Source organism: Allochromatium vinosum DSM 180 (assembly GCF_000025485.1).
In the GTDB taxonomy this organism is placed as follows: domain Bacteria; phylum Pseudomonadota; class Gammaproteobacteria; order Chromatiales; family Chromatiaceae; genus Thermochromatium; species Thermochromatium vinosum.
This window is the reverse complement of sequence record NC_013851.1, coordinates 702,664-727,141: the sequence shown is the minus strand read 5'-3', so window position 1 is coordinate 727,141 and position 24,478 is coordinate 702,664. Positions and strand designations below refer to the sequence as shown.

General features: G+C 66.9%; 15 protein-coding genes. 4 read left to right on the top strand and 11 right to left on the bottom strand.

Annotation, left to right across the window (positions count from 1 at the left end; genetic code table 11):
* Window positions 1-5 precede the first annotated feature (5 nt).
* The 3 genes from ALVIN_RS03075 to ALVIN_RS03065 are packed head-to-tail and all read right to left on the bottom strand — an operon-like array spanning window position 6 to window position 7,072.
* Window positions 6-548 carry a hypothetical protein gene (locus ALVIN_RS03075; protein WP_012969845.1) on the bottom strand — a complete coding sequence of 181 codons (543 nt, stop codon included), beginning with the start codon at window positions 546-548 and terminating at the stop codon, window positions 6-8.
* A gap of 9 nt (window positions 549-557) precedes the next feature.
* On the bottom strand, window positions 558-3,959 hold the full coding sequence (locus tag ALVIN_RS03070; protein WP_012969844.1) for a GH36-type glycosyl hydrolase domain-containing protein: 3,402 nt from the start codon (window positions 3,957-3,959) through the stop codon (window positions 558-560).
* A 23-nt stretch (window positions 3,960-3,982) separates the two neighbouring features.
* The gene (locus tag ALVIN_RS03065) at window positions 3,983-7,072 is read right to left on the bottom strand and encodes a discoidin domain-containing protein (RefSeq protein WP_012969843.1); all 3,090 of its coding nucleotides are present in this window, start codon (window positions 7,070-7,072) and stop codon (window positions 3,983-3,985) included.
* A gap of 188 nt (window positions 7,073-7,260) precedes the next feature.
* Between ALVIN_RS03065 and ALVIN_RS03060 the strand changes: the two genes are divergently transcribed.
* The gene (locus ALVIN_RS03060) at window positions 7,261-9,060 is read left to right on the top strand and encodes an ABC transporter ATP-binding protein/permease (protein ID WP_012969842.1); all 1,800 of its coding nucleotides are present in this window, start codon (window positions 7,261-7,263) and stop codon (window positions 9,058-9,060) included.
* 2 nt (window positions 9,061-9,062) lie between these two features.
* The gene (locus tag ALVIN_RS16925; protein WP_012969841.1) at window positions 9,063-10,487 is read left to right on the top strand and encodes a GH1 family beta-glucosidase; all 1,425 of its coding nucleotides are present in this window, start codon (window positions 9,063-9,065) and stop codon (window positions 10,485-10,487) included.
* On the opposite strand, the gene mdoH is transcribed toward ALVIN_RS16925, so the two are convergent.
* The 7 genes from mdoH to ALVIN_RS03015 form a co-directional block, all read right to left on the bottom strand.
* Window positions 10,372-12,447, bottom strand: coding sequence for a glucans biosynthesis glucosyltransferase MdoH (gene mdoH, locus ALVIN_RS03045; protein ID WP_012969840.1), 2,076 nt, complete (start codon window positions 12,445-12,447; stop codon window positions 10,372-10,374). The genes ALVIN_RS16925 and mdoH overlap by 116 nt on opposite strands.
* Window positions 12,444-13,001: a hypothetical protein gene (locus ALVIN_RS03040; RefSeq protein ID WP_012969839.1), complete on the bottom strand. Its 558-nt coding sequence runs from the start codon at window positions 12,999-13,001 to the stop codon at window positions 12,444-12,446. The genes mdoH and ALVIN_RS03040 overlap by 4 nt, the downstream gene beginning before the upstream one ends.
* Window positions 12,986-14,551, bottom strand: coding sequence for a glucan biosynthesis protein (locus ALVIN_RS03035; protein WP_012969838.1), 1,566 nt, complete (start codon window positions 14,549-14,551; stop codon window positions 12,986-12,988). Before ALVIN_RS03035 ends, ALVIN_RS03040 begins: the two co-directional genes overlap by 16 nt.
* Before the next feature lie 177 nt (window positions 14,552-14,728).
* Entirely contained in the window at window positions 14,729-16,555 is a 1,827-nt protein-coding gene (locus ALVIN_RS16470) for an OmpA family protein (RefSeq protein ID WP_012969837.1), read from the bottom strand.
* Window positions 16,556-16,635: 80 nt separating this feature from the next.
* Window positions 16,636-17,850, bottom strand: a complete 1,215-nt coding sequence (locus tag ALVIN_RS03025; protein WP_012969836.1) for an acetate/propionate family kinase — start codon at window positions 17,848-17,850, stop codon at window positions 16,636-16,638.
* Complete coding sequence (gene pta, locus ALVIN_RS03020) at window positions 17,847-19,967, bottom strand: phosphate acetyltransferase (protein ID WP_012969835.1); 2,121 nt, start codon at window positions 19,965-19,967, stop codon at window positions 17,847-17,849. The genes ALVIN_RS03025 and pta overlap by 4 nt, the downstream gene beginning before the upstream one ends.
* Before the next feature lie 118 nt (window positions 19,968-20,085).
* A complete protein-coding gene (locus ALVIN_RS03015) occupies window positions 20,086-20,979 on the bottom strand; it encodes a thioredoxin family protein (RefSeq protein WP_012969834.1) in 894 nt (297 codons plus the stop codon).
* Between the two features lie 34 nt (window positions 20,980-21,013).
* On the opposite strand from ALVIN_RS03015, the gene yrfG reads away from it, so the two are divergent.
* A complete protein-coding gene (yrfG, locus tag ALVIN_RS03010) occupies window positions 21,014-21,721 on the top strand; it encodes a GMP/IMP nucleotidase (protein WP_012969833.1) in 708 nt (235 codons plus the stop codon).
* On the opposite strand, the gene ALVIN_RS16920 is transcribed toward yrfG, so the two are convergent.
* Complete coding sequence (locus ALVIN_RS16920) at window positions 21,697-23,748, bottom strand: DEAD/DEAH box helicase (RefSeq protein WP_012969832.1); 2,052 nt, start codon at window positions 23,746-23,748, stop codon at window positions 21,697-21,699. The genes yrfG and ALVIN_RS16920 overlap by 25 nt on opposite strands.
* A 240-nt stretch (window positions 23,749-23,988) precedes the next feature.
* Between ALVIN_RS16920 and trxA the strand changes: the two genes are divergently transcribed.
* The gene (trxA, locus tag ALVIN_RS03000) at window positions 23,989-24,315 is read left to right on the top strand and encodes a thioredoxin TrxA (protein ID WP_012969831.1); all 327 of its coding nucleotides are present in this window, start codon (window positions 23,989-23,991) and stop codon (window positions 24,313-24,315) included.
* Window positions 24,316-24,478 lie beyond the last annotated feature (163 nt).

Below are 24,478 nucleotides of genomic sequence, written 5' to 3'. Positions count from 1 at the left end.
CCGGGTCAGTCGGCCTCGACGTAGTAGATCCAGGCATCCTGATCGACCTGGAGATCGATGAGGCTGCCGTTGCGCACATCGAGATGGACGTAGATCGGTTCGCCGGCCTGGACCATGAGGCCGTAGCCGGACGGGAAGGTGATGGTGGTGTTGGTGATGTTGGAGCCGACATAGGTGCTGCCCGAGGTCGCGGCATAGTCGACCAGTCCGGGTCCGGCGTATTTCGCACGGAAGATGCAGCCTCTGGAATCGTCCCCGGAGCACTGATACATCTCGGGCCGGGTGCTCACCTCGATGTCGGCATAGAGGTCGATATCGGCCTGCTCGGCGACCGAGACGGCGAGGATGGCGATGGCTTTCTTCGGCGTCCAGGAGCCGGCGCGATCCGTGTGGCAGGTCTCGCCGCGCTTGCACAGGCCGGTGGTGGCCTTGATGACCGCCACGCTCAGGGGTTCGATGTCATCGGCGCGCAGCGTGGTGGCTGGAGCCAGCGCGCCCAGGAGGACAGCGGCAATCAGTGGGCGCGCACGTGTGGCAGTCAGGGACATGGTCGATCCTTATGGAGTTGGAGCGGAAACGGGCGAGGCACCGAGCTTCACCCGGATGGAATGGCGGCCGGGACCGACGGGCAGCACGGCACGCGCCGCGCCCGACTGGATGGTCAGAGGCCTGTCGTCGAGGCTGGCCGCGATGACGACCCCGCCGCCGTCGCCATTATCCACCTGGATCTCACATTCGGTCACGCCGTCCGGCAGACGGTAACGGAGCCGAAAGCCCGGCCAGCTCGCCGGGATGCAGGGCCGGATGACCAGCTCGCGGCCGTTCTCGATCCGCAGACCCAGGACGGATTCGAGCGCGACCCGATACCACCAGCCCGCCGAACCCGTATACCAGCTCCAGCCGCCGCGCCCAACGTGCGGCGGTTCGCCATAGACGTCGGCGGCCACCACATAGGGTTCGAGCCGGTAGCGCCGGACGTCTGCGGATGTGCGGGTATGGCTGACCGGACTGAGCCGCGCCAGCCAGGGCGCGGCCTGCTCGTGCCGTCCCAGTTCGGCCATGGCCGCGACCGCCCAGCAGGCGGCATGGGTGTATTGGCCGCCGTTCTCGCGCACACCGGCGACATAGCCCTTGATGTAACCGGGATCGTGCGGGGTGTCGACGAAGGGCGGTGTCAGCAGTCGGATCAGCCGGTCCGGCTCGCTGGCCAGATGGCGTTCCAGGCTATCCAGCGCCTGCTCGGCGCGCGCGCGCGGCACCGCGCCTGAGAGTGCCGCCCAGGCCTGCGCCAGGGCGTCGATGCGGCATTCCGCGTCGGCCGCCGAGCCGAGCGGCGTGCCGTCGTCATAGTAGGCGCGACGGTACCAGTCGCCATCCCAACCGCTGGTCTCCAGGGCGCGTTCCAGCTCGGCTTGACAGGCACGATAGCGGTCGAGGCGCGCCTGATCGCCGCGCCGCTCGCACAACGGCAGAAAGTCGCTCAGCACCCGGTACAGAAAAAACCCCATCCAGACGCTCTCGCCGTGTCCGGCACGCCCGATCCGGTTCATGCCGTCGTTCCAGTCGCCCGTGCCCATGAGCGGCAGACCATGCACACCGCGCGTCAGCGAACGGTCGATGGCGCGACAGCCATGGTCGTAGAGATCGCCCGACTCGCCGCTGAGCACTGGGGTCAGATAGTTTTCATCCTGCCCCGGCGCCAGCTCGGGCGCGGCCAGATAGGGCTGAATCTCGTCCAGCAGGCCGACATCGCCCGTCATCCGGACATAGTGTGCGAGGACAAAGGGCAACCAGAGCAGATCGTCCGAGAAGCGGGTGCGCAGTCCGCGTTCGAGCGGCGCCGGATGCCACCAGTGCAGCACGTCGCCCTCGACGAACTGATGCGCCGCGTGCAGCAGGATCTGGGCGCGCGTGATGTCCGGGCGGATGGCGGCGAGCGCGGCGGCGTCCTGAAGTTGGTCACGATAGCCGTAAGCCCCGCCGGACTGATAGAAAGCCGAACGCGCCCAGATCCGACAGCCGAGGTTCTGATAGAGCAACCAGCCGTTGAGCATCAGATCGATGGCCGGTTCGGGCGTCTCGACCTGGACGTGCGAGACCAGATCGTCCCAGAATGCGACGGCTTCATCGAAGGCCGCGCCGATGGCCGCCGGATCGGCGTAGCCTTGCAGCAGATCGCCCAGTTGCGTCTCGCTCATCGCCTCGCCGAGCAGCCAGTCGCAGACCAGGGTCGCGCCCGGTTCGAGACTCACCCGAAGCCGCTGCGCGAAACAGGGATCACGCACTTCGCCCTGACGCCCGTCGAGCCGTCGGCCCGGCTCCAGCGCCACGGGGTCGGCGAGATCGCGATGACGGCCGATGACCGACAGGCGGTCGGTGGTGAAATCGCGCTCGATGACCGCGCCGCCCGAGACGATCGCCGTGGCGAAGACGATGCCGCCGGCAAAATCGCCCGCTTCTGGATTGATCGCGCGCAACAGCCCCGACGCAGGCTCGATCGCCGTGACGATGGCGCTGCCCGACGACGGCTGCTGGCCCATGACCAGACGCTGATAGCCCAACAGCGACAGGCGCCGTGTGCCGGCGCCGGGGTTGGTCAGGCGCAGCCTGAGGACACGCAGCGGATCATGGCGCGGCACGAAGAGGGTCGTTTCCTGCTCCAGCCCGGCGTACTGGAGCGCAAAGCGCGTGAAGCCCAGCCCATGCGTCACCCGATAGCCGGCGGGCGCCGGACGCGGTCCGGGCAGCGGCGACCAGGATTCGCCGGTCGCCTCGTCGCGCACATAGAGCGCCTCGCCGTGCGGATCGCCGACCGGATCGTTGAACCAGGGGGTGAGCCGGTTGGCCTGACTGTTGCGCGACCAGGTATAGCCCGCGCCGGACTCACTCACCAGACAGCCGAAATCCGGATTGGCGATGACATTGATCCAGGGCTGGGGCGGGCGGCGATGGCCGGCTGATCCTTGATACGGCAACTGGATTTCATAGCGACGCCCGTCTGCGGAGAAACCGCCGTAGCCGTTGAAGAAGCGTAGATCCTGAGTCGATTCGGCCAGTTCGTCGTCGGCGTCGCGACTGGCCGGCGCCTCATCGTCAGTGGACAGCGATGAGGCCGATACGGATGTCTTCAGCGACTCGCCATCCAGAAGCGCCAGCGCCGCCGCGCGGTCGGGCGCCGCGCCCGTGATCCAGGTCAGCTCGCTACCGGCACCGGGTTGCAACTCAATCACTGTACGCAGTGAGAGGATGGGGTCGAGCACATTCCCCAGACGGCCGGACAGCGAACCGGCCTCCGGGGCCGAACCGAACAGTGCGGCCGGACGCGTTCGATTCCGGCCTCGTCCGATGAAACGGGCGCGATCGGTCTCCCATTGCACGGCCTCGGCGCCGAGCAGCGCATGGATCATCCAGGGCCAGGACTCACCCTGACCGCGCGGACGACGGCGGGCGAGCAGCGCCCCCGTAGACGCATCCCGCTCGGTCTGAACGAAGAGTTTGGCGAACGCCGGATGGGCCGCATCGGCCTCGGAGGGAAAGAGCACCACCTCCAGATAGCTGGTCAGCTCGATCCGGCGCGCCCGGTCCGAGACATTGGTCAGCCGCACACATCGCCGCTCCAGATCCCTGGTCGCATCCAGACTCAGATCGAGCCGCAGGGCGATGCCCTGATCCTCGCGTTCGAGCCGGAAACGGTCATCCTGACAGCCGACGCGATAGACACGCGGCTCGACGCGCGTCGGCTGATAGCCAAGCGACCAGACCGCGCCCGAATCCAGATCCCGGACATAGAGCAGACTCCCAAGATCGTCCTCGACCGGATCGGCATGCCAGCGCGTGAGCGCCAGTCCGTTCCAGCGCAGTTGACCGGCGCCTGACTCCGAGATCAGGGCTTCGAGCGAACCGTTGCTCAGTCGATGCAGACTCGACTCGGGGCCGTGCGGATCGAAAAACTGTTGCATGTCGATGTCTCTGTTCTCGTGGCTCAACCGACCAGTACGATCTCAGCCGGAAGCGTCGTTAGATGCGCCTCGGTGGCATTGAAGTCGCGGCTCGGCTCGCCGTCGATCTCGACGCGCGTCAGCGGACCCGGCAGCGGCGGTGCCACCCACAGACCACCGGGCGGAAGCCGCAACTCACCGCCAACCCGCATCTGCACCGCGCCGCCGTCGAAGCGCGCGATGTCCAGATCGAGCCGGCCGTAGGACGTCGGCAGGCGACGCACCCGGATCTCACCCGCCGCCAGCCACTCGACCGGCAGACCGGCGCCGATCACCAGCGAGCGATCCGCCCCGCGCTCGTAAACGAAGAGATCGCGGAACACCAGACAGTATTCGGCCCCGATCCAGGCATGCGGCAGATCGCCCTGATGACCGGGCGACCTGGGATCGCGCCAGGTGATCTCGGGCCACTGGTTCCAGACTGCCGGCCGGCGCTCGGCCAGATAGCACCGCAGCAGCTCATGCGCCTCCGCGCGCCGTCCGAGCCGGATCAGGGCGCCCGCGATGCGGATTTCATAGGCACTGTAGTTGGTCCAGGGCACAGGGTCCGACCCATGGACAGCGCGGAATCGCTGCATGAACTGATCGAAAGTGCGCTGCATGGCCGCTACCGGCAACCGGTGGGACTCGTCGATCAGGGTCAGGGCATTGGCGGTCGCCGTGGGGTCGTGGTCGGCCCATTCGACCGATCCGGGCAGGAAATCGATGCCGCGTTCCTCCATGACCCGATCCAGGGAGACATAGAGGGCCGCACTGAACGCATCGCGCAGACGGGCGAAGTGCCCGGCACGCTCGCCGTCGCCCAGCGCCTCGGCCAGCTCAGCGGCATCCTTGAGTCCGCGCAGCGCCCAGAAGTCGTCCCAATAGGCATGGACCGGATGGGCCAGATAGCCCTCATGACTCACCGACTCCGGCAGCAGCCCCAGACAGGCGCGACGCTCGGGTTCCTGATAGGGCGGCGTCAGCCGCTCGGTCCGCAATCGTTCCAGATAATCGACGGCCCGACACACCGCCGGCCACAGCGCCTCCAGACGCGCCCGATCCGCCCCGAAACGCCAGGCATCGGCGACGGCGAAGATGAACTGACCAGGGCTGTCGTGCTCGGGCAGCCAGTCGACGCCCTGACGGTCGACGCAGCAGGGCACCTTGCCGTCCTCGGCCTGGAACCCGGCATACCAGTCGATGAAGTCGACGGCCTCGCCCTTGAGACCGAATCGCCGCAGCGCCGCTCCCATGGTCGCGCCATCGCGTATCCAGGAGCGCGTATAACGGCGCGGTCCGGGCTGGAGCGCGGGACCGTCGCGATTGATCAGGATATGGGCGAGCGCCCCCTGGCAGCCCTCCCAAGCGTCGCGCGCGATCTCCGGCAGGTGCAGCTCGACGGCCCCGAGTCGCTGCGACCATTGGTCGAGCGCCGCCTTCAGGTGCGACTCGACCGCACCGGCCGCACCGGCCAGCTCGCGGGGATGGGCGTCCTCGTGCTCACCGAGCGGAGCGGCGAGCCAGATCTCCCGATGCGCACCCGGCGCCACGTCCAGATCGAAGCGCAGCGCCGCCGAGGCCAGACCGAGTCCATCCTCGACCGCAGCGGTCTTGGACGAAGCGACGGCGGCAACGGGTTCATCGATCGCCTCGGTGTCGAAGGCCATGGCCCCGAAGCCGGTCGGCGTCGAGAGCGGAACCAGAGCCAGCCGGCCATCGACCCGCACGTCGCCCTGCTCCCAGGCGATCCGGTCGATCCGCGCCACACCGCCGATGTCCCTGTAACCCTGCCAGGGCGGTGAAACCTGCACGGGACGGATCGCGATCTGGAGCGTCGCGTTCAGCGGAGCCGTACCCAGGTTCTCCAGCCGATAGCGGATGAAGAGCCAGACCCGCCCCGGCGCTCCGTGGGCAAAGGCGAGCGTCTCGAAGCGCCGTCCCTCCGTACTCCAGGTCGAGCGTGGAATCGGCAGCGGCGGCTGGAGCAGCGACGGCTCGACGGTGCAGTCGGCCCAGGTCAGCCGCTCGCCCTGGACGCTCAGCAACGGCTCGATCGCCGGACCGGCACGCCAGACCTCGATCAGCCCCTCTTCGTTGAACAGCGCCGGCACCGTGCCGTCGGGGATATCGATCGGCGTCCAGTAGGTCTGTTCGCGATAGAGCCAGCGCGGATACCGGCCGCGCGGTGCCTGCTCGGCCAGACGGTGAACGAAGTCCTCAATGGAGCGGGCAAAGGTCTCGGGCTTCAGTTCCAGGCCGACCAGACCCGGAACCGGATCGCCCTCCCCGCCCGCCAGAGCGAGCCGCAGGAAGCGCGAGCACCCCTCGGGCAGATAGACCGTGTTGCGCTGGCCGCGCGCACTGGAGACGGCCTGAAGACGGGTCCAGTGCGCACCGTCGTCGCCCGCCAGGATCTCGAAGGTGCGCGGCTCAGGCGAGTCCCAGTGCAGCATCAGGGCGCTGTAATCGCACGGTTCATGGCAATCCAGCTCGACCCAGGCCGGCCGTTGCGCGGGACGCCAGGCCGTGTCGGATCGGCCGTCCAGGATACAGGCCGCGCCCTGCCCCGGCCGTTCGCTGGAAGCGCGGATCGCGGGCGGTTGGGATGGCGTGCGATCCTCGATCCGCAGATCAGCGATCCACAGACACCCGCGCCCACCCGGCCCAGCCGTGATGGCGATCTCGACAGCGCCGACCTGTGTCGGTGCGCCGCCACCGGCCGGCCCCCAGCCAAAGGCCATCGCACGGCTGCCGATCCGCAGCGCGCGCCAGTCCGAATCGAAGTCGAAGGATTCATCGCGAAAGCGCCAGACGTTCTCGCCGCTCGGGTCGATCAGTTTGAACTCGAAGGCATTGGCAGGCGCTTCGGCGCGTACCCGGAGCAGAATCGCGAAGCTGTCCGGTAGTGTCAGACGCACTGTCCGGCGCGCGACCACGAAGCCGCCGCCCTCGCCGAAATCGAAGTCCAGCCGCATGGCCCCGCCCTCGCCTTCCGGCCCGGCGTCGGCGGCCAGATCGAGACGCGCCTGCCCCGAAACGACGCTGGACCAGACAGAGAGGTCGCTGAAATCGTCCAGATCCAGGATGTGCATGCGGTCGCTCCTCGGCGAAGGGGCACGAGCCCGAAACCCGCCCGCACCGCGCTCCGGGGGGCGGCAGAATGACTCTCGGCAATACGGGCGCTAGGCTATACTGCGCGCGGCCCAAAGTCATCCGATGGACGCATCGCTCCGACCGATGCCCAAACCCACCTCAACCCCTGTCAAGACCGACCGCCGCGATGCGCTTCCCCTGGTCTCTCCTGAACGCCCTCAAGGTGCCGATCACACCGGCCATCTGGAACCGCTTCGTGCGCATGCTGCAACAGCTCGGCGCCTCAGAGGTCGGCGGCAGGGCCAAGGCGCTGTTCGTGCTGCTCATCCTGTTCCTGTTCGCGATCAATGGACTGAACGTCATCAACAGCTACGTCAACCGCGACTTCATGACCGCGATCGAGAACCAGGACATGGGCGGATTCGTCCATTACGCCCTGCTGTTCATCTTCGTCCTGGGCATCTCGACCGTGGTCGCCGTCATCTACCGCTACACCGAGGAACGCCTGGGGCTGCTGTGGCGCAAGTGGCTCACCGAGCGCGCCATCGACCGCTATCTCGACGAGCGGACCTATTTCAGACTGCATTCAGCCGGCGAGCTGCCCAACCCCGATCAGCGCATCTCCGAGGACATCCGCGCGCTCACGGCGACCACCCTCTCCTTCACCCTGATGTTCCTCAATGCAAGCTTCACGGTGGTCGCCTTCTCCGGCGTGCTCTGGACCATCAGCCCGCTGTTGTTCGTGGTCGCGGTCGCCTACTCCATCCTTGGCTCGATCCTGACCATCTATCTCGGCAAACCGCTGGTCAGGCTCAATTACGATCAGCTCGACCGCGAGGCCAACTTCCGCGCGCGTCTGGTCCATGTACGCGAGAACGCCGAATCCGTGGCCCTGCTGCGGCGCGAGGAACGGTTGAACGCCCGGCTGCGCGACCGCCTGAACCAGTTGACGGCCAACTTCCAGCGCATCATCGAGGTCAATCGCAATCTCGGTTTCTTCACCACCGGCTACAACTATCTGATCCAGATCATCCCGGCGCTGCTGGTCGCGCCGCTGTTCATCCAGGGCGAGGCCCAGTTCGGGGTCATCACTCAGTCAGCGGTCGCCTTCGCGCATCTGCTCGGCGCCTTCTCGCTGATCGTCACCCAGTTCCAGTCGATCTCGAACTACACGGCCGTGGTCGCGCGGCTCAATGCCCTGCGTGAGGCCATGGATCAGGAGCGCCCGGAACAGGCGCCGCGCGTGGAGTTCTGCGAGGAGTGCGGCAGCGTCGCCTTCGAGCATCTGACGCTGCACTCGCCGCGCGATGGCCGCGTCCTGATCGAGGATCTGAGTCTGTCGCTGCCGGCGGGCGTGAGCCTGCTGGTGCGCTCGACCAGCGAAGCGGCCGAGAAGGCGCTGTTCCGGGCTACGGCAGATCTGTGGCCGCATGGCACGGGGCGCATCCTGCATCCCGGACACGATGTCATCTTCTTCCTGCCGGAGCGCCCCTATGTGCCGCCCGGCACCCTGCGCGAGGTGCTGCTGCGTCCCTGTCAGGAGCGCTGGCTGCCGGACTGGAAGATCCTGGCCAGCCTGGAATCGTTGAGTCTGACGCCGGCCCTGAACAAGGCCGGCGGTCTGGACACCGAGCGCAACTGGAGCGATCTGCTGTCACTGGGCGAGCAGCAGCGACTGAGCTTCGCGCGCGTACTGCTGGCCGCACCGCGCTTCGTCTTCCTCGACCATCCCAGCCGCAGCCTGAGCGAATGTCCGCTCGGCGAGCTGCTCAACCTGCTACGCCAGCAGGGGATCACTTATTTCACGCTGGGCGATCCGGGCGACGACCCGCGCTTCTACGACCGGCTGCTCGAAATCGCCGCCGATGGTTCCTGGCGTCTGCGCCTGCCGGTATCCGACGACGATCCGGGCCGCGAACCATCCCCGCCCCATGGTGGCCGTCGACGCACCGACAGGGCGAATCGTTCGGATGACGTGGAGGATTGACCATGGCCGCACCCTTTCCGGACGACTTCCTCTGGGGCGCGGCGACCTCGGCCTATCAGATCGAGGGGTCTCCGCTCGCCGATGGTGCCGGACCCAGCATCTGGCACCGTTTCGCGCACACACCGGGGCGGGTCGCCGGCCATGACACCGGCGATCTAGCCTGCGATCACTATCATCGCTCTCTGGAAGACGTGGCGCTCATGGCCGAGCTGGGGCTGAGCGCCTACCGTTTCAGCCTGGCCTGGGGACGGGTGCTGCCCGAGGGGCGGGGCGCGGTCAACAGCCGCGGACTGGATTTCTACGAGCGTCTGGTCGATGCCCTGTTGGAGCACGGCATCCAGCCGATGGCCACGCTCTATCACTGGGATCTGCCCGTGGCCCTGCACGAGCGCGGCGGCTGGCTCAATCCGGACAGTCCACACTGGTTCGCCGAGTATGCCGGGACGGTCTTTCGAGCCCTGGACGATCGCGTACCGCTCTGGATCACACTCAACGAACCCTGGGTGGTCACAGTGCCCGGCTATCTGGACGGTCAGCTCGCCCCCGGACACCGGGATCTGTTCGAGCCGCCGCGCGTGGCGAACCATCTGCTGCTGGCCCATGCGGAAGCTGTCGCCGCCTATCGCGCCCTGGGACGGCACCGGATCGGGCTGGCGGTCAATCTCGAACCCCAGCATCCGGCCTCGCCGTCCCCGGCGGATCTGGAGGCCGCCCGGCGGCGCGACGCCTTCATCAACCGCTGGTTCCTGGATGCGCTCGTGTTCGGACGCTATCCAGAGGAACTGGCCGACATCTTCGGTCCGGCCTGGCCGGAGTTTTCAGCCGAATCCCTGGCAAAGATCCGCTGTCCGGGCGATTTCATCGGGGTCAACTACTATTCGCGAGGTCTGGTCCGGGCCGCGCCCGAGGCGCCGCCGCTCGACGCGATCCGCATCACGCCGACGGACGCCGAACTGACGGCCATGGACTGGGAGGTCTATCCCGAGGGCCTGACCGAAACCCTGCTGTGGCTGCGCGACCGCTACGCCAATCCGCCGCTCTATATCACTGAGAACGGCGCGGCCTTCGACGATCCGCCGCCACGCGACGGGCTGGTCGAAGACCCCAGGCGTGTCGCCTATCTGCGTGCCCACATCCGGGCCGCCGCGACAGCGCTCGAACAGGGCGTCGACCTGCGCGGTTACTGCGTCTGGTCGCTGCTCGACAACTTCGAGTGGGCCGAGGGCTATTCCAAGCGCTTCGGTCTCTATCAGGTCGATCCCGGCGACCGGACGCGCCGGCCCAAGACCAGCGCATGCTTCTATCGCGAGGTCATCCGTTCGCGAGGGGCGGCGGTGCGTCCAGCGTCGGCGCCGCCCACAGCCGGGTGTGCAACAAATGCAGCCCGTCACGATGCGACAGCAACGCCCGCTGCTCGCGCAGACTGAGCGAATCCTCACCCTCGTCCTGGAGTTGCAGGGTCAGACCTTCGAGGATGTGCCGCCGCCGCCGGGTCTGCGGCTCGTCGTGCAGCAGCGCGTCGTGCAGGGCGTAGACGCCTGGATTCATCATGGCCCGCGTCCAGAACGCCCGCTCCCCCGCAGGCGCCTCGATCGGAGGCGACGACTCGGCCAGCCGTTCCTCCAGCCGACGCAGCACCGGCGGCTCCTCGGTCTCGGCCGGCGTCAGGAAGAGTCCGGCCTCTTTCAAACGCAATCCGAGCGAGGTACGGCTGGTGAGGATGGAGACCGGAACCGAGAGCACCAGCCCCGCGAGCACCGGCGTGAACCACCAGAAGAAATCCGGCACATGCACATAGGCGACATAGCCGACCGCGAACGCGATCAGCGTATGGACGCCATGCGCGCCCAGCGCCTCCAGCACGCCGGTCTGATGATCGCCACGCTGCTGAGCCGGCCAGCCGACGCTGGTGCGCAACAGGATCGCCGCCACGAACTTGCTCTGGAACAGCATCAGCACGGGCGCGAGCAGCACCGACAGCAGACTCTCGATCAGCACGCTGAGACTCGCCTTGAGCAGACCGCCGAAACGCTGCGCCTCGTCGCGATCGAGCGCCAGCAGAACCAGCGCCAGGATCTTGGGCAGAAACAGCAGCACGAGCGTCACCCACAGCACCGTGGTCATCTCGACCACATAGGACTCGGGCCAGATCGGCATGACGTTGTAGCCGAAGAAATACACCGTCTGTTGCAGACTCTTGAAATAGGCTTCGGCCCCGGTCGCGATCAGGAACAGAAGCCACAGCGGCGAGGCGGCATAGGACATGACGCCCATGGCGAAATGCAGCCGGCTCAGCGGCTTGAAGCCCTGCGCCAGGATCAGCCGCGCATGTTGCAGATTGCCCTGACACCAGCGCCGGTCGCGCTTGGCGTAGTCGATCAGGGTCGGCGGGATCTCCTCGTAACTGCCGCCGAGATCGGGTGCGAGCCGCACCTTCCAGCCCGCGCGCGCCAGCAGCGCCGCCTCGACGAAGTCATGACTGAGGATGTCGCCGCCGAAGGGTTCGCGTCCCGGCAGCTTGGGCAGACCGCAGTGATCGGCGAAGGGACGCACCCGGATGATGGCGTTGTGGCCCCAGAAATTCGCCGTGTCGCGTTGCCAGAACGCAAGCCCGGCGACGAACAGCCGTCCATAGAGACTGCCGGCGAACTGGAGCATGCGTGCGAAGAAGGACGAGCGGTTGACCGGCACCGGCGGCACCTGGATCAAGGCGAGTCGTCGATCGGCCTCCATGCGGCGCACCATCTCGACCAGGGTCTCGCCGCTCATGATGCTGTCGGCGTCCAGCACGATCATGTAGCGATAGCGACCGCCCCAGTCGCGGCAGAAATCGGCCAGATTGCCGCTCTTGCGCGCGGTGTTCTCGACCCGATTGCGGTAAAAGAGCGGCACCCGATCGCCGAGCTCCTCGGACCAGCGCCGCCAGTGCTGTTCTTCCTGGAGCCAGATGTCCGGCTCGCGCGTGTCGCTCAGGACGAAGAACTCGAACCCGTCGGAGTGTCCGGTCGCGACCAGCGAGTCGAACATGGCGCGCAGTCCGGCGAAGACCCGCTCCGGGTCTTCGTTGTACACCGGCATCACCAGCGCGGTCTTGAAGGCGCCGGTCTCGGCGGATGCGGCCGGCTCGGGCGCCGCGCGCTCGCCCCAGCGTCCCTGCAACGCCAGCACCATGAAACCGATGGCCGCCGTCCAGAACGAGGCGCTGATCCACAACATCAGGATGGTATAGAGGATCAGCAGCACGATTTCGAGCGTCGAGAGTCCGCCGTCCTGGATCGCCGACGACAGCAGCGACAGGCAGAAGACGGTGGTGAGCAGAACCAGCGTGAAATAGAGCGGACGCGGTAGATAGCGGGCCGCAAAGGTCGAGACGCCGTAGCGGTTCATGGGTGAACCTCCGGCACAGCATGGCGCCGTCCCGAAATCCCCAACCAACGCCCGACTCTGGCCAGCAGACGCCGCATCAGGCGATGGCAACAGAGCCGAATGGGATTGGGTTCCATATTCAGAGGCGCGCGTTCGGGGACCGCCTGGAAGCGGACCGCCCGGATGGATTCAGCCAGCGACACCTCGCTCAGACCGGCCCAACGCCGCGTCCAGCCCGGCAGATGACCGCCGAGCACGGCGGCGCGGGCCGCCGAGAGCTGGTCCGGCTCGGCGTCCAGCCCCAGTTCGGCGATCAGCCAGCGATCGAGCAGCCGGTGCGTCTCCTCGATCGCGACCTCCAGCGGCTCGCCCAGTTGACCGAGCGTGGCCCGGAACTCGACCCGCTCGATCACGCGGCGCACCAGCACCTCGGTCTCGTGCGGATCCTGCACGCCCAGAGCATTGAGATAGAGCCGCACACGCCGATCGACCACCGCATGGTCCTCGGGGGTGGACCAGGAGGCCGGCGCGGGCGCGTCGAGTACGTCGAGCCGGTCGATCACTCCTGAACCCATCTGTAGCTCCAGGTCTCGCTGAGCACGTCATGGCCTTGACGCAGGAAGGCACGCAGATCCGCCGGCTCGCGGCCATCCGGTCTCAGTTCGAAAAACAGCCTCCAGCCCTGGGTGTTGGGATTCCACTGCACGACCGGCTGGGACAGCTCGCCCGAGGTGCTGGTGACTACGGCCTCGACCTCGGTCTCGGGCGACATCTGGGCCAGGGACTGGCCGGCGAAGTCGACCACGAACTTGCGCCGACTGGAGTCCGGGACATCGGCGCCGGCAGCGCCGATACGGGTCGAAACCGCGCGCCCGCCCAGCAGACCGGCCTCGGGGTCCAGACCGAAACGCAGGCGGTATTCGAGCTTCAGCTCATCGCCCGGCTCGGGTTTGCGCTCAGGCATCCAGTAGGCGACGATGTTGTCGTAACGCTCGGCATCACTCGGGATCTCGACCAGTTCGACCGTACCCCGGCCCCAGTCGCCGATCGGCTCGACGAGCGCACTCGGGCGGTTCTGATAGTGCGCCTCCAGGTCTTCGTAATGACCGAAGGTGCGATCGCGCTGGAACAGCCCGAAGGACCGGGGGTTCTCGGCGACGAAACCGCTCACGCGCAGACCGAGCGGATTGGTCAGCGGACGCCAGATGCGCTCGCCGGTGCCGTTCACGACCAGCAGACCGTCGGAGTCGTGGACCTCGGGCCGGAAATCATCCATGAAACGGTCGGTGTTCTCGCCATGGAGGAACATGCTCGTCAGCGGCGCGATCCCGAGCTTCTGGACCGACTGACGCATGAACAGCCGCGCCTTGACGTCCATCACCGTCTCGATGCCCGGACGGATCACGAAGCTGTAGGCGCCCGTGACGCTCTCGCTGTCGAGCAGGGCGAACACCGTGATGTCGACCGCATCGGGTGCGGGCTTGAACACCCAGAACTCACGGAAGATCGGGAATTCCTCCTGAGTCGGAAGCCCGGTGTCGATCGCCAGCCCGCGTGCCGTGATGCCGTAGTTCAGGCCCTTGGAGACACCGCGAAAATAGCTCGCGCCCAGAAAGACCACCACCTCATCGAACATGTCGTCTCGGTTGACCGGATAGAGCAGACGCAACCCGGCGAAACCGAGATCCGCCGGCATCTCCTCGGGAACCTGATTGCGGCCATAGTCGAAGAGATCGTGCTGGAAGGGTACGACCTGCGAGACGCCCTCCTCGACGACGTTGACCGTCACCCGGTCCTTGAACAGGAAACCGCGCGGAAAGAACTGCATCTGGAATGGCAGCCCCTCGGCCTTCCACAGACTCTCGTCGCGGTCGAAACGGATATCGCGATATTGGTCGTAGTCCAGATCGGCGAGATAGTCCGGGAGCGCCGGGCGGTCGGGCTGGTAATCAGTGGTCGCCAGTTCCTGGGCGCGCCGGACCACGGCGGCGAAGGTGAAGGCGCCGGGAGCGCCCTCGCTCGGCGCCGGCTCGACCAGACCCGGGGTGTCGTCCGCCCGCAGTGGTATGCCAGAAACCAACGTCGATCCAATAACCAGGATTCCGAACAGTCGAGCGAGCGTCATGATGTTCTCGATGGAGTGTGATTGAACGCCAAAAGTGCCTGTGATGATGGCCGAATCCGTGGCACCCGGTCCAGACGCGCAAGCACCAGCGGCTCGCGCCAAAGCAACGAGCCGCTGGTCATGGGAGGACGGAAAACGGAATCGCGCGGATTCTAGCTCGAATCCGCGCCGACGGCATCAGTCGCGGTCGAGAATATAGACCTCGACACGGCGGTTCTTGCCGCGTCCCTCGGCGGTCGCGTTGTCGGCGATCGGGCGCGTCGGCCCGAGTCCTTCTGCACTCAGACGCCCGCCGTCCACACCGCGCTCGACGAGCGCCTGACGCACGGCCTCGGCGCGCTGGAGCGACAGGCTCTGGTTGAGCGCCGCGCTACCGAGGCTGTCGGTATGGCCCTCGATACGCGCGGTCAGCTCGGGATGCGCCTTCAGCAGCTCGGCGATACGCTCCAGACTCGCCAGCTCGCCGGTCGGCAGGGTCGCCCGGCCGGTGGGGAAGCTCAGCTCGGACTCGGCGAGACTCAGGAGGAGTCCGCGCTCGGTGAAGGTGCCGTTGAGCTGGGCGAAACGGGTCTGCAATGCGCGCAGACGAGCCAGCTCGGCGGCGGCCTCGCTCTGATCGGCTGACGGCGCTTCGGGCTGAACCGACTGGCGCGCTGTCTCCAGCTCGGCTTCGAGCGCGTCGATCCGTGCCTGAGCCGCGCTCAGCGCCTCAGCGTCCCCATCCTGGGCACGCGCCTGCTCCAGCTCGGCTTCGAGCGCGGCGATGCGCGCCGTCGCCTCGGTCAAGGCCTGGTTTTCGTCCTGAGCCGTCGTCTCGGCCGCCTGTTGCAGTTCAGCCAGTCGAGCGCGTGCCTGCTCCAGCGCCGCGTTCAAAGTCGTCCGGGCCTCCTCGGCCTCGGCGCGTACCGTCTCCAGGCTGGACTCCAGCTCCTGGATGCGCGACTCGGCGGCGGCGAGCCGTTCGGTCTTCCGCGCCTCGTCACCGGCTTCGGCACGCGCTGTCTCCAGCACCGTTTGCAGCTCGGTCAGGCGCTGGTCGCGCTCGGCCAGCGCGGCCTCATGCGCGGCGATGGCGTCGTCGTACTGCTGTTGCAGGGCGGCGCGCGCCTCGCGCTCGGCGTTCAGATCAGCCTCGATTGCCGCAACCCTGCCCAGTGCCTCACGCGCCTGTCCGGCCTGAGCGGCATCGCGGTGGCTCAGCTCGAGATCCATGCGGACCTTCTGCAACGCCGTCTGGGACTCGGCCAGACGCGTGCGCACGGCTTCGTGCTCCTTGTAGAGCGTCTCGAACTCGGCCTTGGCCGTGGCCAGTTCGTCGGCGAGCGCCTGAGCCTCGGCGGTGCGGCCCTCGGGCGTGCCCAGCAGACCCAGCTCCTGGACAGTCCTGAGCAGTTCGGCGTCCTCCGGCGTCGTGCGTGCCAGGGACACGCGCTCATTGAGATGGCGCTCCAGCTCGGCGATCCGCTGCTGATGACTGGTCGCGGCCTCGGCGATGGCCACGTTGACCCGGCCCAGATCGGCCTTCAGCGCCTGGACCTTGTCGCGTTCGGTCTCCAGCCGTGCCTGGACCTCGTCGCGCGCCGCCGCCAGACGCTCCTGCTCGGCCACGGCCTGGGCGGTCTTTTGACGCTCATCGGCCAGCACCGCCGCGTGTGCGGCCTTGATGCCCTCCATGTCCTGCCCCAGGCCGACCTTGATCTCCTCGAGCATGCGGATCTGGTCGTTCAGATCCTGCTTTTCGGACTCGAACCGCTCCTTGAGCGCGTCGATCTCGGCGCGACTGGCATTCCAGCCCTCCTCGGCGGCCAGACGCCGTGCCTCGGTCTCCTTGACTCGATCGCTCAGTTGCACGATGAGCCCATCTTTTTCAGAGATCTGAGCCTTGAGTCTGTCGTCGTACCAGTTGTAGAGGATGTAGACGCCGACCAGGGCGAACATCAGGGCAAAGGCGATCAGCTTCCAGAAGGATTGACTACCGGACTGAGGGGGGCTGGGTTCGGACATCGTCGTCTCCTGTATGGTTTGATCCGGCGATTATCGCGTACTGGCGTGGCTGATCCCAGCACGGCACGTCCGGCGCGCGGTCATCGGTCGATGTCCGCAACCGTCCGCAGCGCCTGCTGGGCGATCTCCAGCTCTTCGTTGGTCGGGACGACCAGCACCCGGACCTCAGACTCGGGCAGACTGATGCAGCGCTCGCCACGCTGGGCGCGCGACGCGTTGAGCTCGGTGTCGAGCCGGATGCCCAGCCGCTCCAGCCCTTCGCAGGCACGGCGGCGGATCTCGGCGGCGTTCTCGCCGATACCGCCGGTGAAAACGAGGGCATCGACCCGGCCCAGCTCGGCGTAATAGGCGCCGATATATTTCTTGAGCCTGTGGGTGGTGATGGCGATGGCCAGCTCGGCGCGCTCGTCGCCGGCGGCGGCCAGCTGGTCGATCTCGCGCATGTCGTTGACGCCGCACAGTCCCAGCAGTCCGCTCTGACGGTTGAGCAGCCGGTCGAGTCCGTCGGCGTCCAGACCCAGATGCTTGCACAGATAGATGACGACCGCCGGATCGATGTCGCCGCTGCGCGTGCCCATGACCAGCCCTTCGAGCGGGGTCAGGCCCATGGAGGTGTCGACGCACTGCCCGGCGCGGATCGCCGTGGCGCTCGCGCCATTGCCCAGATGCAGGGAGATCAGGTTGCACTGATCGAGCGGTTTGCCGAGCAGTTCGGCGGCACGCTTGGCGACATAGTGATGCGAGGTGCCGTGGAAGCCGTAACGGCGGATGCGATGCTCGGTATAGAGCGCCTCGGGGATGGCATAGCGATAAGCCGCCGGCGGCATGGTCTGATGAAAGGCCGTGTCGAAGACGGCGACCGAGGGTACCCCCGGAAAGTGCGAGCAGGCCGCCTCGATGCCGGCCAGATGACCGGGATTGTGCAGCGGGGCGAGCGGGACGACCTCGCGGATGGCCTCGATCACCGAGTCGTCGATACGCGCCGGCTGCTTGAAACGCACGCCGCCATGGACGACGCGATGCCCGATGGCCGCCAGTTCGCCGACCTCGACCAGCACCCCGCTGTCACGCAGCGCACGGATGATGTAATCGATGCCCTGCTCATGGCTCGAGATCGGCAGCGATTCCTGGCTGGAATGCGACACCTCATCGCTGTCGAGCCAGTTGAGTTTGACCTCGCCCTCCGGCTCGCCGATGCGCGCGACCAGCCCCGACGCCAGCGCCTGCCAGTCCTGGACGCGGAAGAGCTGATATTTGATCGAGGAACTGCCCGAGTTCAGAACCAGCACCTTCATCGCGCGCACTCCTCGTTGGCGGCGGCCGCGATGGACTCGCCTTGGGCTTGGATGGCCGTGATGGCCACGGTGTTGACGATATCGGTCACGGTACAGCCGCGACTGAGGTCGTTGACCGGCTTGTTCAGCCCCTGGAGTACCGGGCCGATGGCCACGGCACCGGCGCTGCGCTGCACGGCCTTGTAGGTGTTGTTGCCGGTGTTGAGGTCGGGGAAGATCAGCACCGTGGCATGACCCGCGACCTCGCTGTCGGGCATCTTGGAACGTCCGACCTCGATGTCGACCGCCGCATCGTACTGGATCGGCCCCTCGACCTTGAGATCGGGCCGGCGCTCGCGCACCAGTCGCACCGCCTCGCGCACCCGGTCGACATCCTCGCCCTTGCCGGAGCTGCCGCTCGAATACGACAGCATGGCGATGCGCGGCTCGATGCCGAAGGCCGTCGCCGTCTGCGCCGAGCTGATGGCGATGTCGGCCAGCTCCTCGGAGTCGGGATTGGGATTGACGGCACAGTCGCCATAGACCAGCACCTGGTCCGGCAGACACATGAAGAACACGCTGGAGACGAGCTTCACGCCCGGTTTGGTCTTGACCGTCTCGAACGAGGGCCGGATGGTGTGCTGGGTGGTGTGGGTCGCGCCCGAGACCATGCCGTCGGCATCGCCGTGGTAGACCATGAGGGTGCCGAAGTAGCTGACGTCGGCCAGCACGTCGTGCGCCATCTGCTCGGAGATGCCCTTGTGCTTGCGCAGCTCGTAATAAGTCCGGGCATAGCGGTCGCGATCGGGCGAGTCGATCGGATCGATGATGCGGATGTCACCGAGATCCAGGCCCAACTCCGCCGCACGGCGCTGGATGCGCTCGGGATTGCCGAGCAGTATCAGGTCGGCGACCTGGCGCAGCGACAGGATCTCGGCGGCACGCAGGATGCGCTCGTCCCCGCCCTCGGGCAGCACGATGCGCTGGCGGCGCGACTTGGCGCGGCGGATCAGCTCGTACTCGAACATCAGCGGCGTGACGCGCTCGGTATGATGCACGGCGATGCGTCCGCGCAACTCGTCGAGATCGACGTTCGCCTCGAAGACGCCGAGCGCGGCGGCGATCTTGCGATCGTCGCCCGGCAGCAGGCTCGATTCGATCCGGCTCACATGCATGGCCGTGGTGAAGGTGTCGGTCGGCACCTGGAGGATGGCGACCTTGGTGCGACGCAGGCCCTCGATCAGATCGCGGACCTTGTCGGCCGGTCGCAGACCGCCGGTGAGCAGCAGTCCGGCCACGCGCGGAAAGGCCGAGGAGGCATCGGCGGCCAGACTCGCCAGGATGATGTCGGAGCGGTCGCCTGGCGTGATGATGAGACAGCCGTCCTCGACATAGCGCAGGAAATCCGGGATCTCCATGGCGGCGATCTTGTAGTTGGTGACGACCTGATGCAGGGCGTCGCCCTCGCCATAGAGACACTCGGCGCCAAGCGCCTGCCGGATCTCGCCCACGGTCGGCATGCCGAGCGCCTGCTGCTCCGGGAGCACATAGATGGTCTCGGTCTCGGTGAGCAGATGCTGGACCCGGCCGCGCACGGTCTCCAGATCCTGCGGCGCCACACCATTGACCACGGTGGCCAGGAAGTCGCCGCCGCGCTCGCGCATCAGCTCATGGGTGATGTGCAGGGCGTCCCAGGCTTCCTGCGGGGTACGTCCGAAGCCCTTGACCACGGCCACCAGGCTACAGCCGAAGTTGTTGGCCAGATCGACGTTGAAGCCGAATTCCAGCGAAGGGATGAGTCCGTTGTAGTCGGTGCCGGCGCAGACGACCAGATCGCACTGCTCTTCGAGCATCTTGAATTTGTTCATGATGAGCTTGAGCAGCTCGTCATAGCGCCCGCTGCCGATGAACTGGCGTGCCGTCTCCACGGTGCAGCCGTAGAGCATCTCGGGCGGGAACGGCAGCGCGTAACGTTCGCGGATCAGGGCCGTTAGATTGTCGAGTTCGGCTCCCCGGGGCGCAAAGGGCCGAAAGAAACCGATCCGGCGGCCAATCGCCGACAACATCTCCATGAAGCCCAGGACGACAACCGACTTGCCGCTGCCAGCCCCGGCGCCGGCGATGTAGATACTCTGCATGGTCTTACTCTATCGAAGTCAGAAAGGGGCCATGCTCGGAGCATGGCCGATGAAATACTGCATTGTGCAAAAATATCAGATTCTCTCCGGCGAGGGGTGGCCGGGATTGGGCCGCGGCTCAGGGCGACTCGACCTGACACGACGCTCGGTCGGACGCCAGGATGTCGTCGAGCCGCTGACTCAGACGCCGGAAGCCGGCGACCGAATCGAGCCGCTGCAACTCGCGCCCCCGTCCGTCGAAGAACAGGATCGCCGGGGCGTGCTGGAGACCGAGCGCATCGGCCCAGGCGCGGGCCGTGGTGCGCTCGCCGGCGGGCGTGATGACAGGCGTCTCGGAGCGCCGGTCGAGCTGAACCGTATCGAGCGCCTCGAACCGACGCCGGATCTCGGGCGAGCGCCGCACCTGATCGTGGAGCACGTCGCAGGGATGGCAGTCGCCGCGCTCGAAGAACACCGCCAGCGGGCGCTCGGCCGGAATCCGGCGGTCGAGCACATGGGGCGGCGGGCTGAAGAAGGGCTGATCGTTGAGATCCTCGCTATCGAAGACGAGACGCTCGTCGCCGCGCGCCAGATAATCGTCGAAGGACTCGCGCCGGTCGTGCCCATCGGCGACGTATTCGAGCGCGGCCCGGAACGCATAGGGCGGATGATAGCCGCGCAGCCAGAGCGCGAGCCGCCCATCGGCGTCGTAGAACAGGATCGAGGGCGTGAAGTCGGTCTGCTCGCGCCGTGCCCAGGTCTGCACGTCGAGTCGCTCGCCGTCGAGCGTCCTGACCTCGGCGCGTCCATGGATGTCGACGGATATCAGGTCGAAATGACGCTGGAGATAGGCGAGGATATCCGGGTCGGCGAGGTTCACCTGTTTGAAACGCTCGCAATACGCACAGTCCTCCTGATCGAAATAGACCATGAGCCCACGCTTGCCGGCGGCGACGGCGGCCTCCAGGTCGGCGCGGATGTCGAGCGCCCACACCTGAGTCCCGACGGCAAGCCAGATCGCCGTCACGAGCATCAACCTCCTGATCCCAGTTCGCACTCGATACCCCATGACCACAACCAATGCCCCCATCGACTGGCCCCGGATCGATACTGTCTTCCTCGACATGGACGGCACTCTGCTCGATCTGCATTTCGACAATCACTTCTGGCTCGAACACGTCCCGCGCCGCTATGGCGAGGCGCGCGGCCTGTCATTCGAGGCGGCCCGCGCCGAACTGCACGCCCGGTATCGCGACATCGCGGGCACGCTCGACTGGTACTGCGTCGACCACTGGAGCCGCGAGCTGGGCCTGGACATCCTGCTGCTCAAACGCGAGGTCGAGCACCTGATCGCGGTCCATCCGCATGTGCCGGACTTCCTGGAAGCCCTGGCCGCGCTCGGCAAGCGGCGCGTCCTCGTCACCAACGCCCATCAGAAGACGCTCGCGCTCAAGCTCGAACGCACGCCGCTCGCCGGTCATCTGGAGCGCGTGGTCTCGGCGCACGATCTCGGGATCGCCAAGGAGTCGCCCGCGTTCTGGCCGGCGTTCCAGGCGATCGAGCCGTTCGACCCCGAGCGCTCGCTCTTCGTCGACGACAACCTGGATGTCCTGCGCACGGCGCGTGCGTATGGCTTTCGCCGACTGCTGGCCGTGCTGGCGCCCGACTCCAGGCAACCGCCGCGCCAAACCGACGAGTTTCCAGCGATCAGTGACTTCTCGGCGCTGTTGCCTGGACTCGCCGCAGCGGCTCAGTCCACGGTCTCGGGCGCTTGATCCGAAACCGTCTCCGTTTCAGCCTGGACGCCACGCCCTTCCCCGGTCGGTTTGCGCCGCCGCCGACGCCGCTTGGCGGATCGGGCTTCGGCGGTTTCCGAGTCGGTCTTGGGCGCTGAGGCCGCCACGACCGGTTCGGCGTTCGGACCTGCGCTGACCGGACGCGGCGCCTCGGCGGATCTGGCCTTGGCCGGCGCCTTCTCGGCCGGCTCGCGCGGCTTGACCGGCGGACTGGTCAGGGCCGCCGGTTCGAGTTGACCGCGCGCACGCTTGATCCGGCGGATGATCGGCATGTCCGGGATCTCCAGCTCCGGCCCGGTGCGCTCCGGCCACTCGTCGACGAGCTGGTCGAGGAAGCTCTCGTCGAGCGTCTTGAAGCGGGTCGGCGGGCTGGTGTCCGGACGCTCCTGACGCGGGCGCGCGACCGGCTCGGACTGGACGGCCGGAACAGCGGGCGTCTCCTGCATGGCCGCGACGGTCTCGCGCGCCGGACTCGAAGCCGGGGTCTCGACCGTGGCGGATACTTCGATCGCACTGGCCGACATCTCTGAGCGCGGCGCCGGACGCTCACGCCCCGGCCGCCGATCACGCCCGCTCGCCCCGTCGCGCTCCGACGAGCGACCTTGCACACCACGCCCCTCACCGCGCTCGCGTCCGCCACGCTTGTCGCGTCCATCGCGCCGTTCCTCACGATCGGCGCGATCCGGCCGGATGCGGCTGCGCGGATCGACCTCGGCGAGCAGCGCCGGATCGACCGGCTCGACCGGCACCTTGATCCCGATGTACTGCTCGATGTCGAGCAGACAGAAGGCATAGGTCTCGCAGACGAAGCTGACCGCGTCCCCCGCCGCCCCGGCGCGCGCCGTGCGTCCGATGCGGTGCACATAGTCCTCGGGGTCTTCGGGCAGGTCGTAGTTGACCACATGGGTCACATCCGGGATGTGCAGACCGCGCGCGGCCACATCGGTGCCGACCAGCACCGGCAAGGTGCCGTTGGTGAAGTCGCGCAACAGCTTCAACCGCTTGGGCTGGGGCACATCGCCCGAGAGCACGGCAGTGTCGATGCCGTTGCCCTGGAGATAGCCCCAGACGCGATCGGCCTCGCGCTTGGTGTTGACGAAGACGATGATGCGCCCGTCCGGCCAGCCGCGGATCAGCCCCAGCAGCAACGGGATCTTCTCTTCGTTAGCCGTCATGTAGCAGACCTGACGCACCCGGTCGGCCGTCACCTGCTCGGTCTCGATCTTGACCAGACGCGGATGGTTCATGTGCTCATAGGCCAGCTCCGTGACCCGATAGGAGAGCGTCGCCGAGAACAGCATCCCCAGCCGCTGTTCGACCGGCGGCATCTGGCGGAACAGATAGCGGATGTCCTTGATGAAACCGAGATCGAACATGCGATCGGCCTCGTCGAGCACCACCACCTCGATGCGCTTGAGGTCGAAGACATGCTGCTTGTAGTAGTCGATCAGGCGTCCGGGCGTACCGATCAGGATGTCGACCCCGGCGGCCAGCTCGTCGCGCTGCTGCTGATAGCCGGTGCCGCCATAGACCACGGTCGAACGCAAGCCCGTATGCTTGGCCAGCGCCAGCGTGTCCTTGTGGATCTGCACCGCCAACTCGCGCGTCGGCGCCAGCACCAGCGCCCGTGGGCCACGGCGACGCCGGGCGGGCGCGGGCGCGGACTCAGGTTCGGACTCGGCTTCCAGCGCGTTCGCCGGATCGAGCGATTCGGTTTCCGGCGAGCCGTCCGCCGAGACGGGCGTCTCAGGCGCCGCCGCCGATTCAGGCATGGCTTCAGGCGGCTCATGCAGCAGACGCTGCATCAGCGCCACCAGGAAGGCCGCTGTCTTGCCGGTGCCGGTCTGGGCCTGTCCGGCGATGTCATGGCCCTGGAGGGCGATCGGCAGGGTCTCGGCCTGGATGGGCGTGCATTGGGTGAAGCCGGCCTCGGCGAGACCGGCAAGGATCCGGGGATCGAGCGCGAGACTGTCGAAGCGGGTCGAGGTCAGATGTGTGTCGGTCATTGAAGCTATCGGTGAACGTCCGGGTTGGCCTGCTGAGCGGTTTCGAAGCCTCGCGGACGGCAAGGCTTGCAAATTACCTTCGCTTTGGATCAAATAGCATCTTACTCAAGGGCCGATACCAACGCCAATTCACAGGCCCCCATCCTCGTTGCAGATCCACGCGCGACGCCGCTCCGGCGAGCCTTCACGCCCTTCGCCAATCCATCCACGTCAATATAAATACAATGGGAGACGACTTCAGTGAGCGATAGCATCGTCCATGTGACCGATGACTCTTTCGAAGAAGAGGTTCTGAAATCCCCCGATCCGGTGCTGGTCGACTACTGGGCCGACTGGTGCGGACCCTGCAAGATGATCGCTCCCGTGCTCGACGAGATCGCCGACGAATACGCCGGACGGGTCAAGATCGCCAAGCTCAACATCGACGAGAACCCCAACACCCCGCCCCGCTACGGCATCCGCGGCATCCCGACCCTGATGCTCTTCCGCGGCGGCGAAGTCGAGGCCACCAAGGTCGGCGCCGTCTCCAAGTCCCAGCTGACGGCCTTCATCGACAGCAATCTCTGAGCCGCGCGCTCGATCGAGACCCCAGGCGCGACCCCCGCGCCATCGAGGACACTCAATCCAGGAACCGAATCCACGCGGGGCGTCCATCCGGACGCCCTCATCATCCAGCCGGCCCGCCGCCCTCGCCGCACGCCCCAACGACATCGCCTCCACAGCGAGGCAC

Bases quoted from the DNA above. Each gene is read 5' to 3' on its own strand.
- mdoH (WP_012969840.1), bottom strand. From the start codon at position 12,447: ATGAACCGCTACGGCGTCTCGACCTTTGCGGCCCGCTATCTACCGCGT.
- ALVIN_RS03075 (WP_012969845.1), bottom strand. From the start codon at position 548: ATGTCCCTGACTGCCACACGTGCGCGCCCACTGATTGCCGCTGTCCTC.
- ALVIN_RS03015 (WP_012969834.1), bottom strand. From the start codon at position 20,979: ATGCTCGTGACGGCGATCTGGCTTGCCGTCGGGACTCAGGTGTGGGCG.
- ALVIN_RS16470 (WP_012969837.1), bottom strand. From the start codon at position 16,555: ATGTCCGAACCCAGCCCCCCTCAGTCCGGTAGTCAATCCTTCTGGAAG.
- ALVIN_RS16925 (WP_012969841.1), top strand. From the start codon at position 9,063: ATGGCCGCACCCTTTCCGGACGACTTCCTCTGGGGCGCGGCGACCTCG.
- ALVIN_RS16920 (WP_012969832.1), bottom strand. From the start codon at position 23,748: ATGACCGACACACATCTGACCTCGACCCGCTTCGACAGTCTCGCGCTC.
- pta (WP_012969835.1), bottom strand. From the start codon at position 19,967: ATGCAGAGTATCTACATCGCCGGCGCCGGGGCTGGCAGCGGCAAGTCG.
- ALVIN_RS03035 (WP_012969838.1), bottom strand. From the start codon at position 14,551: ATGACGCTCGCTCGACTGTTCGGAATCCTGGTTATTGGATCGACGTTG.
- ALVIN_RS03060 (WP_012969842.1), top strand. From the start codon at position 7,261: ATGCGCTTCCCCTGGTCTCTCCTGAACGCCCTCAAGGTGCCGATCACA.
- ALVIN_RS03025 (WP_012969836.1), bottom strand. From the start codon at position 17,850: ATGAAGGTGCTGGTTCTGAACTCGGGCAGTTCCTCGATCAAATATCAG.
- ALVIN_RS03040 (WP_012969839.1), bottom strand. From the start codon at position 13,001: ATGGGTTCAGGAGTGATCGACCGGCTCGACGTACTCGACGCGCCCGCG.
- yrfG (WP_012969833.1), top strand. From the start codon at position 21,014: ATGACCACAACCAATGCCCCCATCGACTGGCCCCGGATCGATACTGTC.
- ALVIN_RS03070 (WP_012969844.1), bottom strand. From the start codon at position 3,959: ATGCAACAGTTTTTCGATCCGCACGGCCCCGAGTCGAGTCTGCATCGA.
- ALVIN_RS03065 (WP_012969843.1), bottom strand. From the start codon at position 7,072: ATGCACATCCTGGATCTGGACGATTTCAGCGACCTCTCTGTCTGGTCC.